Below are 20,096 nucleotides of genomic sequence, written 5' to 3' on the forward strand. Positions count from 1 at the left end.
CAGGCCCTCAGGCATGCACGGCAACTTTCAGCGCTTCAAGGGCTGGCTCGACCTTGATCCCCAGCTCGGCGCCCAGTTCCAGCACCCGCGCCAGGTCGTGCTGGCCCACCATCACCATCTGCAGCTCGTCATCCAGCAATTGGCTGAAGTTCAGCAGCACATAACCGCCGGCCTCCTTGTTCAGCGCGCCCATCTGCACCTGAATGCGGTTCAAGGCAGTCAGCGGCTCGGTGCGGGCCAGTTGTTTGGGCTTGAGGGTGAATGGCACGCTGTTGTCGAACGAGGCGCTGATCTGCTGGAACAGCGCCTGGTAGCTGTCGGCCTGGAACACCACGGTGTCCGGCAGGCTGCCCAGCACCACCCATTCGCCCAGCGGGATCGGGAAGGTGTCGTCGTAGTTGATATCAGGGTTGGCGGCGAGGAAAGCGGCCGGGTCGGCATAAGCCTGGGCGGCCTCGTCGGCGATGCGCTCGATGTCGGCCTCGCGCATGCAGCCAGCGCCAATGAGGCTGATGAATTCGCGCAACTGAGTTTTCATGAAAAGGGGCCTGCGGCGTGTGAAAGTCGCCAAGGATAGCCGCAAATGCCCCCAGGCCGTTAGCCGGCCTGCACTTGCAGGCGTGCTGCGGTGTCCACCGCGCCCATGGTGCGCGCGGCCATCAGCGCGGTGGCCCCGCGGGCGTCCTGGCGCGCCGGGTCGGCGCCCTCGGCCAGCAGGTAATCAAGGATCTCGCAGCGGTTGAACATGGCCGCCAGCATCAGCGCCGTGCGCCCATCCTGGGCCGCTGCGTCTACCGGCACGCCGTGCTCGAGCAACAGGCGGATCATTGCCAGGTCACCCTTGAAGGCGGCACCGGCGATCGGCAACTGGCCGTTGTCGTTGGCAATCAGCGGGTCGGCGCCGTGGGCCAGCAGCACCCGTACCGCGTCGTGGTGACCGTGGTAGCTGGCCAGCATGAGCAGGGTGTCCCCTTTGTGGTTACGCAGGTTGGCCGGCAGGCCGCTGGCGAGCAAGCGCTCGAGCATCTCGGCATCGCCCTGGCGGGCCCGTTCGAACACCTGCTCGGCAAAGGCCGCGGTTTCGTCATCGGTCATGGTGGCGTGTGCGGCTTGGCTGGACATCGGGAACCTCCTTGCGTAAATGATTGCCCAAGTGTTTGTCAGGCACGCACTTGCGGTCAAAGGTTCAGATTCTATTGGGCCGATAGCTACCGCCCGCCTCGTGCAAATTGCACTGTGCAAAATGCACGACCTTGCAAGGTGCACGGAAGCGCTTCTGCAAAATCATCGCAAGCCACTGAATTTAAACGACTTTTCATGAATTAAGATTCTGGCACGGTCACTGCAACTACCTACTCATGTCTGCCACACAACAGCCAGGAGTTGCTATGGACCTTATTCAGCAAAAATTCGTCTCGGTATTTTCGGCCTACGAAGTGACCACCCAGGCTCGCCCGGACGGCGGCGTGCTGCTGACCCTGCGTGCGGCCGATGGCAAAGTGACCCGACGCGTACTGACTTATGCGCAAATGCACAGCGCCGAGCAGCTGTCGTGGGCTATCAGTGCCATCCGCCGTGACCTGGCTGAACAGGCCAGTGAACTGCCGGTGATCTCGATGCTGCAGAGCCAGCAACGGTTTGCCTTGCCGACCTACCGCTGAGTGTTGTGGAGATAACACAGCCCTAGGGTCTGCGTAGTCGCGCAGGGAACTTATGTGGGAGCGGGCGTGCCCGCGAAGAATCCAGTGAGGTGGCTAGCACCGGCTACGCCGGTGTTCGCGGCGGTTCGACGCCTCGACATGCCCGCTCCCACAAAGAGTCCGGTGCAGGCATTACAACTCGTCAATGCCCAGAAATGCCCGCGCACTCACATCCCCGGTGAATCTCGCCTGCACACCCTCCTCGCTGCCGTACACACGCAAGGCCAGGCAGAACGGCGCTTCACCCAGCTCCACCCAGCGCCGCGTGCCAGCAGGCACGTGCAATTGATCCCCCTTTTCACACAACACCGAATACACCCACTCGCCCACCCGCAGCCCCACTTGCGCGCGCCCGCTGATCACGGCGAAAACCTCGTCGGCGTCATGCACGTGTTCATCCCGCACATCAACCTGCGCCGGGTCGTGGCCGTCACGGTTGAGCAGCACGAATGCCTTGCTGCCCTGCGCGGTCATCAGCTGGTCGAGGTACGCGCGGCACGCCGCCAACACCTCGTCGTGCGCAGTGCCTGGGCGCACCCGTACGCCAGGTTCGGCATGCTCGAAACGCACGCCGTGTTCAGCCAGGGTTGCGGCGATGTCATCGTGGTGGGTCAACACCTTTTGCGGCAATGCCGGGCTGGCGGTGTGGAAAACGCTGAGAATGCTCATCAGGGGCGGGTCCTGGTCGGTTGCGAACAAAGGCCAATGATAACGGCTGCAGCCAAGGCTGCGGCACTGGCCATACCAAAGGTGAAGCTGGGCCCCAGCAGTTTCCAGCTGTAACCCGAATACAACGCCCCCAATGCGCCGCCGGTACCCGACAGCGCGGCGTAGAAGGCCTGGCCCTGGCCCTGCTGGCGAGCGCCGAAGCTGGCCTGCACGAACGCGATGCTGGCGGCGTGGAAACAGCCGAACGTGGCCGCATGCAGCAGTTGGGCGAAAACCAGCACCGCCGGTTCGGCCGCCAAATTGCCCAACAGCAGCCAGCGCACGGCGGCCAGCAGGAAACTGGCCAGCAACACACGTTGCACGCTGAAACGGGCGAACAGGCGGCTCATGCACATGAACATCAACACCTCGGCCACTACCCCCAGTGCCCACAGCAAACCGATGGCGCCACGGCTGTAGCCCAGGTGTTCCAGGTGCAGGGTAAGGAAGGTGTAGTACGGGCCGTGGCTGAGCTGCATCAGCGCCACGCAGGCATAGAAGGCGATCACACCGGGCGCACGCAGTTGGCGCAGGAAGCCGCCGGCAGCGCTGCGCTCGCCCTGCTCCACCGGCTGGGCATTGGGCACCCACAGGCTGGCGGCGACGATACCGCCCATGATGATGACCAGCGCCAGCGGGTAGATGTCCAGGCTCAGCCACTCGAATACACGGCCCAACCCCACCACGGTGAGGATGAAGCCAATCGAGCCCCACAGGCGCACCTGGCTGTAGCGTGCCGTTTGCCCATGCAAGTGGGCCAGGGTGATGACCTCGAACTGCGGCAGTACCGCGTGCCAGAAGAACGCATGCAGGGCCATTACCAGCGCCAGCCAGGCGTAGCTTTTGCCGAAGAACACCAGGGAGAAGCTGGCCAGCGTGCACAGCGCCCCCAGGCGCACGATCAGCAGGCGCTGACCACTGCGGTCGCCCAGCCAGCCCCACAGGTTGGGGGCAATGCAGCGCATCAGCATAGGGATGGCCACCAGCTCGCCAATGCGCGCCGGGCTGAAGCCCAGGTGGTCGAAGTACAGGGCCAGGAACGGCGCGGTGGAGCCGAGCAGGGCGAAATAGAACAGGTAGAAGCTGGACAGGCGCCAGTAAGGGATGGGTTGCATGGTGTGGCCTTGTGGGTGCCTGTAGCGGCCCTATCGCTGGCAAGCCAGCGCCCACAGGTGGCCCACAATGTTCAGGTTTGTGATGACCCTGTGGGAGGTGGCTTGCCAGCGATGGGGCCGGTGCAGGCAGATCAGCGCTGGCCCAGCACCGGGGTAGTCACCTGCACATCGGCGTTTTGCGCACGGTGGCGCAGCAGGTGGTCCATAAGGGCAATGGCCATCATCGCCTCGGCGATCGGCGTGGCACGAATACCCACGCACGGGTCGTGGCGGCCCTTGGTGATGACCTCGACAGGGTTGCCATCCACGTCGATGGAACGCCCCGGGGTGGTGATGCTGGACGTCGGTTTCAGCGCGAGGTGGGCCACGATGGGCTGCCCCGAGGAAATGCCACCCAGAATGCCGCCGGCATTGTTGCTGAGGAAGCCCTCAGGGGTCAGCTCGTCACGGTGCTCGGTGCCCCGCTGGGCGACGCTGGCGAAACCGGCGCCGATTTCCACGCCCTTGACCGCGTTGATGCTCATCAGCGCGTGGGCCAGTTCGGCGTCGAGGCGGTCGAAAATCGGCTCGCCCAGGCCAGGCATCACACCTTCGGCAACCACGGTGATCTTGGCGCCCACCGAATCCTGGTCACGGCGCAGTTGGTCCATGTACGCCTCCAGCTCCGGCACCTTGTCTGGGTCGGGGCTGAAGAAGGCATTCTGCTCCACCGATTCCCAGGTTTTGAACGGGATTTCGATCGGCCCCAGCTGGCTCATGTAGCCGCGCACGGTGATGCCCTGGCTGGCCAGGAACTTCTTGGCGATGGCACCGGCGGCCACGCGCATGGCGGTTTCGCGCGCCGAGCTGCGGCCGCCGCCGCGGTAGTCGCGCAGGCCGTACTTGTGGTGGTAGGTGTAGTCGGCGTGGGCCGGGCGGAACAGGTCCTTGATGGTGGAGTAGTCCTTGGACTTCTGGTCGGTGTTGCGGATCAACAGGCCGATCGAGCAGCCGGTGGTGCGGCCTTCGAATACGCCGGACAGAATTTCCACCTCGTCGGCTTCCTGGCGCTGGGTGGTGTGCCGGCTGGTGCCGGGCTTGCGCCGGTCCAGGTCGTGCTGCAGGTCGGCGAGGGAAATTTCCAGGCCCGGTGGGCACCCGTCGACAATGGCGACCAACGCCGGGCCATGGCTTTCGCCAGCGGTGGTGACAGTGAACAGCTTGCCGTAGGTATTGCCGGACATGGACGCTCCGCGAGATCTGCCTGAAATGGACGAAAGCGGCAGTATACAGATGGTTGAGTTGCCTGTGCGGGCCTCTTCGCGGGTGAACCCGCTTCTACAGGGTGGAATACCTGTGGGAGCTGGCTTGCCGGCGATAGGGCCGAACCTGCCACGCACAGCCCAAGAACCTTCCCGTGAACATCAGGTCAAACCCACATCTCCCCATGTAGTACCGCATGATGTCGCGCCTTGTCGCCTTGTTCCTCTTGCTGTGCACCGGCCTGGCCCAGGCCGCCGCCCCCACCGTGCTGCAACGCCCCATCGACCTCGACACCGGCCAGGGCGTGCTGCACGGCAGTTTGCTGCTGCCGCAACAAGCCACACCGCCGCCGGTGGTGCTGATCATTGCCGGCTCAGGCCCTACCGACCGTGACGGCAACAACCCGGCCTCGGGCAGGGTCGACAACCTCAAGCGCCTGGCCCTGCTGCTGGCCAACGAACACATTGCCAGCGTGCGCTACGACAAGCGTGGCGTGGCTGCCAGCCAACCTGCCGCGCCCGATGAACGGGACTTGAGCGTGGAGCGCTATGTGGCCGACGTGGTCGCCTGGAGCCACAAGCTCAAGGCCGACCCGCGCTTTGGCCCGCTGATTCTGATCGGCCACAGTGAAGGTGCGCTGATTGCCAGCCTGGCCGCCGAACAGGCCGGGGCCAGCGCCGTGATTACCCTGGCCGGCAGCGGCCGGCCGCTGGCCGACGTGTTGCGCGAGCAGCTGGCCCAGCGCCTGCCACCGGCGCAGCTGGCCGGTGGCAGCGCCCTGCTCGACCGCCTGCAGGCCGGGCAAACCAGCTTGGACGTGCCGGCACCGCTGCGCCAGGTGTTCCGCCCTAGTGTGCAGCCCTACCTGATTACCCTGTTCCGGCAAAACCCCGCCGCCGCCTTCGCCCGCCTGCCGATGCCGGCGCTGATCGTGCAGGGGCGCAACGATGTGCAGGTGGACGTGGCCGACGCCGAACGGCTCAAGGCAGCCAAGCCGGATGCGCAGTTGGTGTTGATCGACGGCATGAACCACATGCTGCGTATCAGCCCCAAAGACATGAGCCAGCAACGCGACAGCTACCTCAACCCTGAGTTGCCCCTGGCGCGCGAACTGGGTGAGCGAATTGTGACCTTCATCCAGCATTTGCCTTCGGCCTGAGGCAATGGCCTCAGGTCTGCGGCCTGCCTGCCGATACAGCAGGCATAGCCGAGGACCAGCCCCGATGACCATTGCCCCCGCCGCCGCAGAGCCGGCCGAAGAGCCCCAGGACAACCCCGCCCAGCCCTGGGCCGACCTGCCGGCCGAACACTTCCAGCTATTGCGCCTGGCCGCGCTGCCCACCGACCGCAGCACCGGCGCCCGGCCGCTGCGCTTTGTGCAGTTCGGCTATGCCGAGCGCCATGACAAGGCCCACAGCCTGCTGCGCATGGAGATCCAGCTGCCTGGGCAGAAGGTACACAAGGAACAGAACCGCCTGGACATCCGCGTGGACCATGCCGAACGCCGGGTGCGTATCGGCAACGCCCAGGGCCTGCAGTTGGAGCCGGTCAACCGCGGTATCGGCCGCTTCCTGCTGGCCCAGGCCGCGCAGTGGTTGCAGCGCAAATGGTCGCATTACCAGGTCGAGGGCATGACCTTGCCGAACAAGGATGCGCTGAACGAAGACTCACGCCTGCGCCGTGACCACTGCCTGCGCGGGGTGGGCATCGAGGTGGAGTACGAAGACGCCCAGCACTTGAAAGGCCGCACCGTGGAAATGCCTGTGGGGCAGTTGAAAGCAGCCTGGAGCAATGAACGGCTGCAACGGGTGGCTATCCTTGATGCCGCCAGCTTGCTACAGCAGGCAGACCTGCAGTTGCAGGAAAAAGACGCACAGCTGCGCGAGCGTGATGAGCGGGTGGCCAAGTACCAGCGTGAAGATGGCGGGCTGCGCTTTACCATCACGTGCCTGGTGGCGTTTGCGGTGTTTCAGGCGGGGCTGCTGATCTGGATCGCAACCCGTTAAGACCGCGTTGCCTGTTTCGCGGGCTTGCCCGCTCCCACAAGGACCGGTGATATACCTGTGGGAGCGGGCGTGCCCGCGAATGGGCTGCAAAGCAGCCCCGTTCGGAATCAGACGCGGCCCTTGAACAGCTCCTGATGCTGGCGGCACTGCTCAGCGGTCAGCATGAACACCCCATGCCCGCCGCGCTCGAACTCCAGCCAGGCAAAGTCCACCTCGGGGTACAGCGCCTCCACATGCACCTGGCTGTTGCCCACTTCGACAATCAGCAAGCCTTTATCGGTGAGGTGATCGGCCGCTTCGGCCAGCATGCGCCGCACCAGGTCCAGCCCATCATTGCCACAGGCCAGGCCCAGCTCCGGCTCGTGGTGGTACTCGGCCGGCATGTCGTCGAAATCTTCGGCGTCGACATACGGCGGGTTGGACAGGATCAGGTCGAAGCGCTGCCCCGGCAAGCCGGCAAAACCGTCGCCCTGCACGGTGTACACACGGGTGTCCAGGCCGTGACGTTCGATGTTCTGGTTGGCCACTTCGAGGGCCTGGAACGACAGGTCAGCCAGCACCACTTCGGCCTCGGGGAACACGTCGGCGGCCACGATGCCGATGCAGCCCGAACCGGTGCACAGGTCCAGAATGCGTGCCGGCTCGTTGGCCAACCACGGCTCGAAACGCTTTTCGATCAGCTCGCCAATGGGTGAGCGCGGCACTAACACGCGCTCGTCGACGATGAACGACATGCCGCAGAACCAGGCCTCACCCAACAGGTAGGCAGTTGGCACGCGTTCTTCGATACGGCGCTTGAGCAGGTGCTGCAGGCGCACCCGCTCATCGTCTTCGAGCATGCAGTCCAGGTAGCTGTCGGCCACCTCCCATGGCAGGTGCACCGCACCCAGCACCAGCAGACGGGCTTCGTCCCAGGCATTGTCGGCACCATGGCCGAAGAACAGATCATGCTCATGGAAGCGGCTGACTGCCCAGCGGATGTAGTCGCGCAGGGTGCGCAGGCGGGATGTGATCACGGGGTACTCCTAATTCAGAACGGACAAAAGTCTAACAGCCTGGGGCACAGATTTGTTCCATCGGATCGTTGCCGGGCTAGCCACAGGCCAGTAACCATGCCACTTGCGTTGTCAACCATTCCCATTGGCGCCAATGCAGGGGAGAATAGGTGCACAAAAGCCCTACCAAGGAGCCCTTGATGTCCGTTCCAACCACGATGTTCCGCCTCACTGGCCGCGATTACCCGCCGGCCAAGCTGAGCCACGCCAGCCTGATCATCATTGATGCGCAAAAGGAGTACCTCAGTGGTCCCCTGCAGTTGTCGGGCATGGACGAGGCCGTGGCCAACATCGCCAGGTTGCTCGACGCCGCGCGCAAAAGCGGCCGTCCGATCATCCATGTTCGCCACCTGGGCACGGTGGGTGGCCGTTTCGACCCACAGGGGCCCGCTGGCCAGTTCATTCCAGGGCTGGAGCCGCTGGAGGGCGAAATCGTCATCGAAAAGCGCATGCCCAATGCCTTCAAGAACACCAAGCTGCACGAAACGCTGCAGGAGCTGGGGCACCTGGACCTGATCGTGTGCGGTTTCATGAGCCATTCCAGTGTCAGCACCACCGTGCGCCGCGCCAAAGACTATGGTTACCGGTGCACACTGGTAGAAGACGCTTCGGCAACCCGCGACCTGGCGTTCAAGGACGGGGTCATACCGGCCGCGCAGATCCACCAGTGCGAAATGGCCGTGATGGCCGACAACTTCGCTTGCGTGGCCCCTACCGCCAGCCTGATCTGAGGCCCTGGCACGACCGCCCGGCTGCCGGGCGGAACCCAATGGGCGGCGGCAGGTCGAATTCCGGATATCCACAGAGGAGAGCGGAATGAAGCTCAAAGGCAGTTTCGACGCCAAGCGCCTGCGCCCGCGCCAACCGCGTAATTGGGGCGCCCGCCTGGCGGCCGGGCTGTCCGCCCTGCTGGCGACCCTGGGCGTACTGCTGGCCATGGCCGGCATCGCCGGCTTGCTAGGCAACTACCCTGCCCTGCAGGAACTCAACGCCAACAAGGCGTTGTCCAGCATCGTTACCGTGGCAGGCCTGCTGCTGCTGTGGCTGGGCGTGCGCTTGTGGCGGCGCAGCCGCATTCGCCTGCGGCGCGGGCGTGAGCTGAACCTGTCGCCACATCTGATGAAGAAGCATGATTGAGGGTTTTGTATAGGCTGTGCCGGCCTCTTCGCGGGTGAACCCGCTCCTACGCCCGGTGGTAGCCCTGTAGGAGCGGGTTCACCCGCGAAGAGGCCCGCACAGGCTGCATAAAGCCCCCACAGTCGCGTAAACTACGCCGCCCACGTGGAGGCACCATGCAAGACGACGATTTTTCCCTGTTCAAGGCCGAAGTGCGCGGCGTAAAGCCGATCCGCCACGACCGCGCCGAAGTCGGCAAGCCCAAGGCCGACCGCCAGCAGCTGGCCGGCCTGCGCCAGGCGGCGACCGTTCGCAGTGACAAGGCGCTGGTCATCGACGGTATGTCTGACCAGTTCGTGATCGACGTGGGCGCCGAAGACGAACTGATGTGGCGCCGCGACGGCGTGCAGGAAACCCAGCTGCGCAAGCTGAAACTGGGGCAGATCCCGTTCGAGGGCAGCCTCGACCTGCATGGCATGACCGTGGAGAAGGCCCGCGAAACCTTGTGGGCCTTCATCGCCGAAGCCACCAAGCTGGAAGTGCGCTGCGTGCGCGTGACCCATGGCAAGGCTGCGCGCCTGGACGGCAAGCGGCCGATGATCAAAAGCCACGTCAACACCTGGCTGCGCCAGCACCCGCAGGTGCTCGGCTTTGCCTCGTGCAGTGCCCGCCACGGCGGCACCGGTGCCGTGTATGTGATGCTCAAGCGAACCATGCTCGAAGGCCGCGACGAGTAACGCCGCGCTTGCAGCGCCGCGCGCGCCGCCGTAACCTTCGTTTTTGCGATTTTTTCCCAAGGTAGATCCATGTCCCTGGAACAGAACTACACCGAGATTCTCAGCCAACTTGGCGAGGACGTCTCCCGCGAGGGCCTGCTCGACACGCCCAAGCGGGCTGCAAAGGCCATGAAGTACCTTTGCCGCGGTTATGAGCAAACACTGGAAGAAGTGACCAACAACGCGTTGTTCAGCTCTGACAACAGCGAAATGGTACTGGTCCGGGACATCGAGCTGTATTCGATGTGCGAACACCACATGCTGCCGTTCATCGGCAAGGCGCACGTGGCCTACCTGCCCAAAGGCAAGGTGCTGGGCCTGTCGAAGGTCGCGCGCATCGTCGACATGTTCGCCCGCCGCCTGCAAATTCAGGAAAACCTCAGCCGCCAGGTGGCCGAGGCCATCCAGCAGGTTACCGGTGCCGCCGGCGTGGCGGTGGTGATCGAAGCCAAGCACATGTGCATGATGATGCGCGGTGTGGAAAAACAGAACTCGACCATGATCACCTCGGTGATGCTGGGCGAATTCCGCGACAACGCCGCCACCCGCAGCGAGTTCCTCAGCCTGATCAAGTAATTGGCTGCAGACCCCGAGCCGACCCTTGCAGGTCGGCTTTTGCATTTCAGGAGTTGCCCATGATCGTCAAAGCCCTGCGGGTTGGCCTCGGCCAAGTCATCGTGTTCGCAGACTGGATCAGCCGCCCGGCCAAGCGCAAGCGCGACGCCGCCGCCCAGGCCCGCGTCGACCAGGCGGCCAAGGGCCTGGCGCTGTACCAGTTCCATGCCTGCCCGTTCTGCGTCAAGACCCGCCGCACCCTGCACCGCCTGAACGTGCCGGTGGCGCTGCGTGATGCCAAGAACGACACGGCGCACCGCCAGGCCCTGCAAGAAGGTGGCGGCCGGGTGAAAGTGCCATGCCTGCGCATTGAAGAAGCGGGCAAAGTGACCTGGATGTATGAGTCCAAGGCCATCATTGCCTACCTGGATGAGCGGTTTGCTTCGGCCTGACAGGTTTCAGCTTTCCTGCACTGGCCCTATCGCCGGCAAGCCAGCTCCCACACAACAATACACAACTTATTGATCGTGGGAGCTGGCTTGCCAGCGATGGGGCCGGTACAGGTTAGCGGTCAACCCACCATCGGCACATGCCTCGGGTGGCTGGCAACCCGCGCCAGCCAGGCGCGAACCGCCGGGTAATCGGCCAGGTCGAACCCGCCCTGATGGGCCACATGGGTGTAGGCATACAACGCCACATCGGCAATCGAATACTGCTCACCGACCAGGTACGGGGTCATCTGCAGTTGGCGTTCCATCACCTTCAAGGCCTTGTAGCCGCCCTTGTGCAGCTTTTTGTATTCGTCCATACGCTCATCTGGCAGCCCCAGGTAAAACTGGATGAAACGCGCCACGGCAATGTACGGCTCGTGGCTGTACTGCTCGAAGAACTGCCACTGCAACACCTGGGTACGCAGGCGCGGCTCGCTGGGCAGGAATGAACTGCCATCGGCCAGGAAATTGAGAATGGCGTTGGACTCCCACAGGTAAGTGCCGTCTTCCAGCTCTAGCACCGGCACCTTGCCATTGGGGTTCATCGCCAGAAACGCCGGCGTTTGGGTCTCGCCTTTGAGAATGTCCACCGGGTGCCATTCGTACGGCCGGTCCAGCAGGCTCAACATCAACTTGACCTTGTAGCAGTTACCCGACTGGTAGTCGCCATAAACCTTGTACATCGCCCCTCCCTGCAAAGCAGTTTTGCAATTGCGCCCAATAGTTGGCGACTGTACGGCTAAAAGCAACGGCCGCTGTATGGCAAGGATCTACCTTGCTGGTTGTAGTCTGAAAAAACTGCTTACACCTTTACAAGGACTTTGTTCATGAACAATGCCACCTCCGCACGCCTGCGGCCCCTGGCAGACAGCGCCCCGTCGGCAGTGGTCGCCGGCTTCATCGCCATGCTCACCGGTTACACCAGCTCGCTGGTGCTGATGTTCCAGGCCGGCCAGGCGGCCGGGTTGACCACTGCGCAGATCTCGTCGTGGATCTGGGCGCTGTCGATTGGCATGGCGGTGTGCAGCATCGGCCTGTCATTGCGCTACCGCACCCCCATCACCATTGCCTGGTCCACCCCCGGCGCAGCGCTGCTGATCACCAGCCTGGGCGGGGTCAGTTACGGCGAGGCCATTGGCGCCTACATCACCTGTGCGGTGCTGGTGCTGGTGTGCGGGCTGACCGGCAGCTTCGAGCGCCTGGTCAAACGCATTCCGGCGTCGCTGGCTTCGGCGTTGCTGGCGGGCATCCTGTTCAAGATCGGCAGCGAAATTTTCGTGGCAGCGCAGCACCGTACCCTGCTGGTGTTGGGCATGTTCTTCAGCTACCTGCTGGTCAAGCGGCAGTCACCGCGCTACTGCGTGCTGGCGGCCTTGCTGGTGGGTACCGCACTGTCGGGCGCGCTGGGCCTGCTGGACTTCAGCGGCTTCCACCTGGAAGTGGCCAAGCCGGTGTGGACCACGCCGAGCTTCTCGCTGGCCGCCACCATCAGCATCGGCATTCCGCTGTTCGTGGTGGCGATGACTTCGCAGAACATGCCTGGCGTGGCCGTGCTGCGCGCCGACGGCTACCAGGTACCGGCTTCGCCCCTGATCTCGGCTACCGGATTTGCCTCGCTGCTGCTGGCGCCGTTTGGCTCGCACGGGGTCAACCTGGCGGCGATCAGCGCGGCCATCTGCACTGGGCCGCATGCCCATGAAGACCCCAGCAAACGCTACACCGCAGCGGTGTGGTGCGGGATTTTCTACGGCATCGCCGGGGTGTTCGGGGCGACCCTGGCAGCGCTGTTTGCCGCGTTGCCGAAAGAGCTGGTGCTGTCGATTGCGGCGCTGGCGCTGTTTGGCTCGATCATGAACGGGCTGACGGTTGCCATGAGCGAAGCGCGCGAGCGTGAGGCGGCAGTGATTACCTTCATGGTGACGGCGTCGGGGCTGACCCTGTTCTCGATCGGGTCGGCGTTCTGGGGGATTGTGGCGGGAGTTTTGGCCCTGGTGATTCTTAACCCGCGCAAGGCCTGAAGGTCATTATTGCCTGTACCGGCCCTATCGCTGGCAAGCCAGCTCCCACAGGGATTGCATCAGGGCTGACAGGTGTTTGTCAGAAGATATGCAGCGCCTGTGAGATCGAGCGCCGCCCGCGCGGCGCTCGATCTCACAGGCGCTGAAGATGCTACGGCGAGCACCTGGCAACCCTGATGCCATCGCCAGAAACCACCTGGGCTACAACCTGAAATGCCCCACCATACCCTTCAGGTCGGTGCCCAACTGCACCAGCTCCACACTTGACCGGGCATTGTCCTGCATGGCCAACGCCGCCTGGTCGGCACTGCCGCGGATCTGTGTGACGCTGCGGCTGATCTCTTCGGCAACCGAACTCTGCTGCTCGGCTGCAGCGGCGATCTGCTGGTTCATCTGCTGAATCAACGACACTGCCGCAGCAATACTGCCCAGGGCACTTTCGGTGTGCAACGCGTCAGCCACCGCCATACGCACCAGCTCGGCACTGCCGCGGATCTGCGCCACCGACTGCTGTGCATTGCCGCGCAAGCTGGCCACCAGGGTCTCGATCTGCTCGGTGGACTGGCGGGTACGCTTGGCCAAGGCCCGCACTTCATCGGCCACCACGGCAAAACCGCGGCCCTGTTCACCGGCCCGGGCCGCTTCGATGGCGGCGTTCAGCGCCAGCAGGTTGGTTTGCTCGGCCACGCTCTTGATCACTTCCAGCACATCGCCAATGGTATGGATTTCGGCACTGAGGCTGTCGATGCCGGCACTGGCGGTTTCCGCCGCGGCGGCCAGTTGTTCGATGCGCTGCATGCTCTGGCGCACCACCTGCTGGCCCGAGCCGACCTTGGCGTCTGCCGCCTCGGCCGCCTGGGCCGCTTCTTCGGCGTTGCGCGCCACGTCGTGCACGGTGGCGGTCATCTGTTGCATGGCGGTGGCGACCTGTTCGGTTTCCTCTTTCTGGCTGCCCACCTCACGGTTGGTCTGTTCGGTCACCGCCGACAGCGCCTGGGCACTGCCTGCCAGTTGCTCGATGCCCTGCTGCAAGCCACTGACAATACCGGCCAGCCCCGCAGCCATCTGCTGCATGGCCTGCATCAACTGCCCCACTTCGTCACGCCGCGGCGCCTGGGCATCGAACGCTAGCTCGCCCGCCGCAATGCGCTGGGCGCGGGCGATCACATGCTTGAGCGGGCCGACCACCGCGCGGGTAATCAACCAGGCCGCCAGCACGCCGGCCACCAGCGCCAGCACCGTGGCCAGGCCAATGGCCAGGGCATTGCGCTGCAGCTCGCCCTGCAGTGCCTGCTCCTGCGCCAGGTAGGCTTGGTCGACGCGGCCGGTGACCTGCTCGGCACTGGCCTGCAACTGGTCCTTCAACCCTTGTTCACGGGCCAATTCGTCGGTGTATTCGTTGAGCTTTTCCGAGAAGCTGGCGATGTGCCCCGCCACTTCGCCCAGCACGCTCTGGTAACCGGCATCGGTAACAGCGCCCTGCAGCTGGCCGACCAGGCTGGCCGCCTCGACGGTTTGAGCAATGCGCTCTTTACTGACACCCTCTTCGCCCTTGCGGCTTTGCTCCAGGCGCACCCGCGCTTCGTCCATGGCCTGCAGCATCAGCCGTGACACCTGTGCCACCTGGCCGGCTTGCTCGAGAAACTCGCCGCCCTGCTGGCCTTGGGACTGCTTGAGGGTGTACACGCCATCGTCGGCTAGGCCGGCCTGCAGCACATCCAGGTTATTGGCCACGCTGGACACCGACCAGCTGGCCATGTCGAGCGCCAGCTCCTTGGCCTGCACGGCCTGCACGAAGGCCTCGAACGCCTGGCCGTAGGCCGCCAGGTCGGACTCTGCCGCCGCCAGCGCCGGCAGGGTACTGGCGCGCTCGGCAAGGCCCTTGAGGCCGCTGCGCAGCGCTTCGGCCTGTTTCAGGTCGGAACGCAGGGCAAACGCCTGTTCGTGCTGGCGTAAGCGCAGCAAGTCGGTATTGAACTGGGCCAGCTGGCGCAAGCTGTCGAAACGCTGGCCCACGCTGTATAACGCCGCAACACCAATGGCCGCGACCGCCAGCGTCAGCAGCAGCACCAGGGCAAAGCCCAGCCCCAGTTTACGGGCCATGCCCAGGTTGGCCAGCACACCATGCTTGCTCGCGCCCATCGCCCATTCCCCTTGTGCGTGCGAGGTTAACCCGAAGGCCAAGGTTGGCAACGTTGCCTGCTGCTGAACAAGGGCCTGACGTCAGAATAGTGTCAAATAGCTATGTCTTGTCGCTTTTAGCTGCGCTGAAGTCGGTTTCATCAGATTGCTGTCGCCCCACCGTCCACGGTCAGGCAGTGGCCAGTGGTAAACGCCGCGCCGTCGCTGCACAAGTAAAGCACCGCACTGGCAATTTCCTCCACCTTGCCAATGCGCCCGACCGGGTGCATGGCCGCGGCGAATTCAGCCTTGCGCGGGTCGGCTTCATAGGCACGGCGGAACATGTCGGTGTCGATCACCGCCGGGCACACGGCGTTCACGCGGATGCCCTTCTTGGCGTATTCGATGGCCGCCGACTTGGTCAGGCCAATGACCGCATGCTTGCTGGCACTGTAGATGCTCATCTTCGGCGCCGCGCCCAGCCCTGCCACCGAAGCGGTATTCACGATCACCCCGCCGCCCTGGGCCAGCAGCAATGGCAGCTGGTACTTCATGCACAGCCACACCCCCTTCACGTTCACGCCCATGATGGCGTCGAACTCGGCCTCGCTGCCATCGGCCAGGCGATGCTGCTCGATCTCGATACCGGCGTTGTTGAAGGCATAGTCGAGCCGGCCATAGGCCGCCATCAGCTCGTCGTGCAACTGGCGCACCGATGCGTCACGGGTTACGTCGCAGGCAATGAACAGCGCCTGGCCCCCCGCTGCCTGCACAAGCGCTACGGTGGCTTCACCGCCGACCGTGTCGCGGTCGGCCACTACCACCTTCAAACCCTGCTGGGCGAACGCCAGGGCGGTTGCCCGGCCAATGCCGGCCGCCGCGCCGGTAACCAGGGCTACCTGGCCAGAAAAGGTCATGCTCATCGCGCGCTCCTGTGACGGTATGGTGGGGTTCAGAGCATAGTCAGGCGTTGGCTGGCGGGGCAGCATCATCACATGAGCATTTGGGCTGCCATGCTTGTCAGTGATATTAAGGACCTGTCTTCATCAACAGGGTAGATTGAAGCCCTGTTACCCTCCACTGCCTACAAAGGACCCCGTCATGAGCCAAACCAACCGCCGCTTCCTGCTCGCCAAACGCCCGGTGGGTACCGTGCGCCGAGACGACTTCAGCTACGAGACCGTACCTGCCGAGCAACCCGGCGAAGGCCAGGTGCTGGTGCGCAACCTGTACCTGTCGCTGGACCCCGCCATGCGCGGCTGGATGAACGAAGGCAAGTCCTACATTCCGCCGGTGGCCCTGGGCCAGGTGATGCGCGCCCTGGGCGTGGGCGAGGTGGTGGCCTCCAACCACCCGGACTTCAAGCCCGGCGACCATGTAAGCGGCGCGCTGGGCGTGCAGGACTACTTCACCGGCGAGCCCCAGGGCCTGCACAAAATCGACCCCAACCTGGCGCCGCTGCCGCGCTACCTGTCGGCGCTGGGCATGACCGGCATGACCGCCTACTTCGCCCTGCTGGAAGTGGGCCAGCCCAAGGCTGGCGACACCGTGGTGATTTCCGGCGCGGCCGGTGCGGTGGGCAGCATTGTCGGGCAGATTGCCAAGGTGAAGGGTTGCCACGTGGTGGGCATTGCTGGCGGCGCCGAGAAGTGCCAGTACCTGAAGGACGAACTGGGCTTTGACGGGGTGATCGACTACAAGGCCGAAGACGTGCTGGCCGGGTTGAAGCGCGAGTGCCCGAAAGGCGTGGACGTGTACTTCGACAACGTGGGCGGCGAGATTCTGGACGCGGTGCTGACGCGCATCAACTTCAAGGCGCGCATCGTGATTTGCGGCGCCATCAGCCAGTACAACAACAAGGAAGCGGTGAAGGGCCCGGCCAACTACCTGGCATTGCTGGTGAACCGCGCGCGCATGGAAGGCTTTGTAGTGATGGACCACACCAAGGAATACGGCAAGGCCGCACAGGAAATTGCCGGGTGGTTGGCCAGCGGGCAGGTGAAAAGCAAGGAAGATGTGGTGGAGGGGCTGGAGACCTTCCCAGAGACCTTGCTGAAGCTGTTCAACGGTGAGAATTTTGGCAAGTTGGTGCTGAAGGTTTAACCCCACCCCCGCCAACCCGCCCTTACAGCGGCGGGTGTTGAAGCGCCGGTATGTGGCCACCACCCGAGAATACGGTGGTGGCTGCAACGGTGGATGCCCAGGAAACACTGGCCAGCAGGCCCGGCCTATTCGCGGGTGAACCCGCTCCTACACCGGCCGGTGTCCACACGCCTCCGGTACCGAACCACCGATATGTGGCCATCACCAACCCGGCCGGTGTCCAAACGTCTCCGGTACCGAACCACCGATATGTGGCCACCACCAACCAGTGTAGGAGCGGGTTCACCCGCGAATACGGTGGTAGCTGAAACGGTAAATGCCCAGAAAACACTGGCCAGCAGCCCCGGCCTCTTCGCGGGTAAACCCGCTCCTACACCGGCCGAGGTCCACGCGCCTCCGGTACCGAACCCCCGATATGTGGCCACCACCAACCAGTGAACTGCGCCCCTGACCCGTCGTGGCGGCGTGTTACAGACTTGGCGAGAACCCCAACGCCTAAATGCTCAGTTACCTATGGTCCCCACCCGATACTCTTTCTGGAACACCTCCGACGCCTCATTGAAAATACTGGTGATTTGAAAATTTATCGTAACGTATGACCATTTCTCGGGAACCTCATAAAGCTTCAAAAACCCCCTTCTGAGCGCCGGATTACAAACAGAAACTACAGGCCCCAACTTGTTACCCTCTCGGTCGCTCAAATAGCCTTCAATCTTTAATTGAGGTGCACTGTATTCATCGATGGTCCAAATAAATGTGATTACATTTGAACCCTCTACCCATTCGATGAAGCCGATCTTCGTAATCGCCGGGCGGGAAACCGTAGAAGGCCTATCCCCTTGCCGTAGCTGGAAAGTCAAACTGCCGCTTTCATTATCAAACACCCCACCTGCCGTTACCTGGATAGCCGTATTGTCCTGTACCGCTTCAGCCATCCAATAGGAGGCAGGGCCGCCTGCACTCACGGTGTAGGACTCAGGCTTCACCCAGGCGGTTGAGCCTGCACTCAAGGCAAAATAGTCCCTGTAGATACCGGAGTAGCCCTCAGGTTTACCGTTTTCGCCAAGCGGGTAGAAATTCTCGAGAAAACCATGGAGGCTCCTGGTGTCCAGCACAGTGCTTGCACCGGTCCCCGGCAGGGAGACAGTTAGGTAATGTGTCCATTTAGCCGCCTTACTGTCGTAAATGAACATCGCCACATACGTGAGCCCTTTCCTTGGATCCTCCCAACGCCTGATAAAAGACGCGTACCAAGTGTCTTGCCTCCAGTTCATGTCCGGGTATGAAGTGTGTAGCCCAGTCCCTTCCCCACCGAAACCGTCCACGAGCAGACACCGAATACCATGCACCACCGCTACACCTTCATTGAGCTCGTCAGACGCGCTAGACCAGAAGGAACATATGTTGCCGTATGTATGCGTTCTAGTCCGTGGGCTATAACCATGCTGGATCCCGGTGTAACCGCCGCGCCCACCGAATTGGAAATTGAGGCTAGACCAATAGATATAGGGCTTGTTCCCGCCCGCAGGCACATAGAATTCGGCATACACCCCATCCGCTACAGTCACGGCCTCGAAATAAGGTTTGAGGGTCGGCCCGGACGTTGGAAAACCTCTGACAGCTTTGCCCAGTAACCTCATAAAAACCGCTGAAAAAACTTTAATAGCTTTGCCCAATACGTTCATAAAGCCCCCAGCCTATTCAGCGCCATGAGTTGACACTAACACGGGGTTTTATGCAGGTAACCTGACACTATTGCCAGGTCGGGAACTGTTTCTACGCAAACTTGCGAACAGCAATACTGCCGGGCGCCGAGCACGTCAGCACCGCGTGCCACACCCAATAAAAAGGCCGGCACTTTCGGTGCCGGCCTTTTGGCCTTCCCGTGGGCTACTTACCCACGAATCTCCGCCACCACCGCCGCCAGCGCCTGCGCCGGGTCGGCGGCCTGGCTGATCGGGCGGCCGATAACCAGGTAATCGGACCCTGCATCCAGCGCCTGGCGCGGGGTGAGGATGCGGCGCTGGTCATCTTGGGCACTACCGGCCGGGCGAATGCCCGGGGTCACCAGTTGCAGCGCCGGGTGCGCCGCCTTCAATGCTGGGGCCTCCAGCGCCGAGCACACCAGCCCGTCCATACCCGCCTTCTGCGCCAGTGCAGCCAGGCGCAATACCTGCTCCTGCGGGTCTACATCCAGACCGATACCCGCCAAGTCTTCACGCTCCATGCTGGTCAGCACGGTCACGCCAATCAGCAACGGCTGCGGGCCGCTGCGCTTGGCCAGCTCTTCACGGCAGGCCGCCATCATGCGCAGGCCACCGGAGCAATGAACGTTGACCATCCATACCCCCATTTCGGCCGCTGCCTTAACCGCCATGGCCGTGGTGTTGGGGATGTCGTGGAACTTGAGGTCGAGGAACACTTCGAAGCCCTTGGCGCACAGGGTTTCGACAATGCCCGAAGCGCTGCTGGTGAACAGCTCTTTGCCCACCTTTACCCGGCACAGCGCAGGGTCAAGCTGGTCAGCCAGCTTCAAGGCGGCATCACGGGTCGGGAAATCCAGGGCGACGATCAGGGGCGTCTGGCAGGCGGACATGGCAGGGTCTCTTGGCAAGTCGAAAACGGCGCGCATTGTAAACGAAGTGGCCCCGGCTTTGGGGCCCGCAGGTCACGGAATTGGCCCAGCGCGGGCCGGCACCTATAATTGAACCAACGGAACGGGTAATTGCTCAAACTTTACACAGGCGTTGCCCAAGGCCCGATCAAAGGAGAACGACAATGCCCTGGTATGCCTGGCTGATCCTCATCATAGCCCTTGGCTCCATCGTCGGCGGGTTGATGATGCTGCGCGACACCGCAAAAAAACTGCCGCTGACCGACGAGCAACTGCGCAAGGTGCATGAGCGCAACGCCGAGGCAGATGCCAAGGATGCGCGAGATCGCTGAGACGGCCGGCCGTTGCCCGGGGCGCGAGGATTGTTTTTACGGCCACTTGTAAACGGGGCTGGGGGCTACTGCCTGTTAGTTAAGCGTTACTGGGGCTGCTTTGCAGCCCTTCGCGGGCACGCCCGCTCCTACACGTTGAGGTGC

The 20,096-nt window shown here is 63.2% G+C and carries 22 protein-coding genes and 1 pseudogene; 11 read left to right on the top strand and 12 right to left on the bottom strand.

Annotated elements, in window-relative coordinates; genetic code table 11:
• Positions 1–7 precede the first annotated feature (7 nt).
• Positions 8–538 (bottom strand): hypothetical protein, encoded by a 531-nt coding sequence (locus ACF8SD_RS07395; RefSeq protein WP_392484677.1) that lies wholly within the window; start codon positions 536–538, stop codon positions 8–10.
• A gap of 59 nt (positions 539–597) precedes the next feature.
• Positions 598–1,122, bottom strand: coding sequence for an ankyrin repeat domain-containing protein (locus tag ACF8SD_RS07400; RefSeq protein WP_154211251.1), 525 nt, complete (start codon positions 1,120–1,122; stop codon positions 598–600).
• Positions 1,123–1,388: 266 nt separating this feature from the next.
• Between ACF8SD_RS07400 and ACF8SD_RS07405 the strand changes: the two genes are divergently transcribed.
• A complete protein-coding gene (locus ACF8SD_RS07405) occupies positions 1,389–1,661 on the top strand; it encodes a DUF3509 domain-containing protein (RefSeq protein ID WP_154211250.1) in 273 nt (90 codons plus the stop codon).
• Positions 1,662–1,832: 171 nt separating this feature from the next.
• On the opposite strand, the gene ACF8SD_RS07410 is transcribed toward ACF8SD_RS07405, so the two are convergent.
• From ACF8SD_RS07410 to aroC, 3 genes are all read right to left on the bottom strand, one after another.
• The gene (locus ACF8SD_RS07410) at positions 1,833–2,369 is read right to left on the bottom strand and encodes an oxidase (RefSeq protein ID WP_392484678.1); all 537 of its coding nucleotides are present in this window, start codon (positions 2,367–2,369) and stop codon (positions 1,833–1,835) included.
• Positions 2,369–3,523, bottom strand: coding sequence for an MFS transporter (locus tag ACF8SD_RS07415; protein ID WP_054911870.1), 1,155 nt, complete (start codon positions 3,521–3,523; stop codon positions 2,369–2,371). The genes ACF8SD_RS07410 and ACF8SD_RS07415 overlap by 1 nt, the downstream gene beginning before the upstream one ends.
• A 131-nt stretch (positions 3,524–3,654) precedes the next feature.
• Positions 3,655–4,746 carry a chorismate synthase gene (aroC, locus tag ACF8SD_RS07420; RefSeq protein ID WP_154211247.1) on the bottom strand — a complete coding sequence of 364 codons (1,092 nt, stop codon included), beginning with the start codon at positions 4,744–4,746 and terminating at the stop codon, positions 3,655–3,657.
• A 215-nt stretch (positions 4,747–4,961) separates the two neighbouring features.
• On the opposite strand from aroC, the gene ACF8SD_RS07425 reads away from it, so the two are divergent.
• Together ACF8SD_RS07425 and ACF8SD_RS07430 are read left to right on the top strand one after the other, a co-directional pair.
• A complete protein-coding gene (locus ACF8SD_RS07425; protein ID WP_154211246.1) occupies positions 4,962–5,924 on the top strand; it encodes an alpha/beta hydrolase in 963 nt (320 codons plus the stop codon).
• Between the two features lie 64 nt (positions 5,925–5,988).
• Positions 5,989–6,771, top strand: a complete 783-nt coding sequence (locus ACF8SD_RS07430) for a hypothetical protein (protein WP_173887911.1) — start codon at positions 5,989–5,991, stop codon at positions 6,769–6,771.
• Between the two features lie 107 nt (positions 6,772–6,878).
• Here ACF8SD_RS07430 and prmB read toward each other — a convergent pair whose 3' ends face one another.
• The gene (gene prmB / locus ACF8SD_RS07435; RefSeq protein ID WP_392484679.1) at positions 6,879–7,787 is read right to left on the bottom strand and encodes a 50S ribosomal protein L3 N(5)-glutamine methyltransferase; all 909 of its coding nucleotides are present in this window, start codon (positions 7,785–7,787) and stop codon (positions 6,879–6,881) included.
• Positions 7,788–7,966: 179 nt separating this feature from the next.
• Here prmB and ACF8SD_RS07440 point away from each other — a divergent pair, with 179 nt between their 5' ends.
• From ACF8SD_RS07440 to ACF8SD_RS07460, 5 genes are all read left to right on the top strand, one after another.
• Positions 7,967–8,557, top strand: a complete 591-nt coding sequence (locus tag ACF8SD_RS07440; protein ID WP_009683237.1) for a cysteine hydrolase family protein — start codon at positions 7,967–7,969, stop codon at positions 8,555–8,557.
• Between the two features lie 85 nt (positions 8,558–8,642).
• Positions 8,643–8,963, top strand: coding sequence for a hypothetical protein (locus ACF8SD_RS07445; RefSeq protein ID WP_009683236.1), 321 nt, complete (start codon positions 8,643–8,645; stop codon positions 8,961–8,963).
• Positions 8,964–9,118: 155 nt separating this feature from the next.
• Positions 9,119–9,679: a Smr/MutS family protein gene (locus ACF8SD_RS07450; protein ID WP_009683235.1), complete on the top strand. Its 561-nt coding sequence runs from the start codon at positions 9,119–9,121 to the stop codon at positions 9,677–9,679.
• 69 nt (positions 9,680–9,748) lie between these two features.
• Positions 9,749–10,294, top strand: coding sequence for a GTP cyclohydrolase I FolE (gene folE / locus ACF8SD_RS07455; protein ID WP_054911867.1), 546 nt, complete (start codon positions 9,749–9,751; stop codon positions 10,292–10,294).
• A gap of 59 nt (positions 10,295–10,353) precedes the next feature.
• Positions 10,354–10,725 carry a glutaredoxin gene (locus ACF8SD_RS07460; RefSeq protein WP_154211242.1) on the top strand — a complete coding sequence of 124 codons (372 nt, stop codon included), beginning with the start codon at positions 10,354–10,356 and terminating at the stop codon, positions 10,723–10,725.
• 119 nt (positions 10,726–10,844) lie between these two features.
• Here ACF8SD_RS07460 and ACF8SD_RS07465 read toward each other — a convergent pair whose 3' ends face one another.
• Positions 10,845–11,447 (bottom strand): glutathione S-transferase family protein, encoded by a 603-nt coding sequence (locus ACF8SD_RS07465; RefSeq protein WP_173887909.1) that lies wholly within the window; start codon positions 11,445–11,447, stop codon positions 10,845–10,847.
• Positions 11,448–11,591: 144 nt separating this feature from the next.
• Here ACF8SD_RS07465 and ACF8SD_RS07470 point away from each other — a divergent pair, with 144 nt between their 5' ends.
• Positions 11,592–12,782 (top strand): benzoate/H(+) symporter BenE family transporter, encoded by a 1,191-nt coding sequence (locus tag ACF8SD_RS07470; RefSeq protein ID WP_392484680.1) that lies wholly within the window; start codon positions 11,592–11,594, stop codon positions 12,780–12,782.
• Positions 12,783–12,983: 201 nt separating this feature from the next.
• Here the strand turns inward: ACF8SD_RS07470 and ACF8SD_RS07475 are convergent, their stop codons facing one another.
• The 3 genes and pseudogenes from ACF8SD_RS07475 to ACF8SD_RS07485 all read right to left on the bottom strand — a co-directional run bounded on the left by ACF8SD_RS07475 (position 12,984) and on the right by ACF8SD_RS07485 (position 15,826).
• Complete coding sequence (locus ACF8SD_RS07475) at positions 12,984–13,865, bottom strand: methyl-accepting chemotaxis protein (protein WP_392484684.1); 882 nt, start codon at positions 13,863–13,865, stop codon at positions 12,984–12,986.
• Positions 13,866–13,892: 27 nt separating this feature from the next.
• Positions 13,893–14,924 (bottom strand): annotated as a pseudogene (locus tag ACF8SD_RS07480) (methyl-accepting chemotaxis protein); the annotation flags it as partial.
• Positions 14,925–15,064: 140 nt separating this feature from the next.
• A complete protein-coding gene (locus ACF8SD_RS07485) occupies positions 15,065–15,826 on the bottom strand; it encodes an SDR family oxidoreductase (RefSeq protein ID WP_009685945.1) in 762 nt (253 codons plus the stop codon).
• A 178-nt stretch (positions 15,827–16,004) separates the two neighbouring features.
• On the opposite strand from ACF8SD_RS07485, the gene ACF8SD_RS07490 reads away from it, so the two are divergent.
• Entirely contained in the window at positions 16,005–17,006 is a 1,002-nt protein-coding gene (locus tag ACF8SD_RS07490) for an NADP-dependent oxidoreductase (RefSeq protein ID WP_392484681.1), read from the top strand.
• 503 nt (positions 17,007–17,509) lie between these two features.
• On the opposite strand, the gene ACF8SD_RS07495 is transcribed toward ACF8SD_RS07490, so the two are convergent.
• Together ACF8SD_RS07495 and pyrF are read right to left on the bottom strand one after the other, a co-directional pair.
• The gene (locus tag ACF8SD_RS07495) at positions 17,510–18,691 is read right to left on the bottom strand and encodes a DUF3472 domain-containing protein (protein ID WP_392484682.1); all 1,182 of its coding nucleotides are present in this window, start codon (positions 18,689–18,691) and stop codon (positions 17,510–17,512) included.
• 209 nt (positions 18,692–18,900) lie between these two features.
• A complete protein-coding gene (gene pyrF / locus ACF8SD_RS07500; protein WP_392484683.1) occupies positions 18,901–19,602 on the bottom strand; it encodes an orotidine-5'-phosphate decarboxylase in 702 nt (233 codons plus the stop codon).
• Between the two features lie 182 nt (positions 19,603–19,784).
• On the opposite strand from pyrF, the gene ACF8SD_RS07505 reads away from it, so the two are divergent.
• On the top strand, positions 19,785–19,952 hold the full coding sequence (locus ACF8SD_RS07505) for a DUF2897 family protein (RefSeq protein WP_009685950.1): 168 nt from the start codon (positions 19,785–19,787) through the stop codon (positions 19,950–19,952).
• Positions 19,953–20,096: the final 144 nt, after the last annotated feature.

It is taken from the genome of Pseudomonas sp. CJQ_9, from assembly GCF_043106615.1.
Classification (GTDB): Bacteria; Pseudomonadota; Gammaproteobacteria; order Pseudomonadales; family Pseudomonadaceae; genus Aquipseudomonas; species Aquipseudomonas juntendi.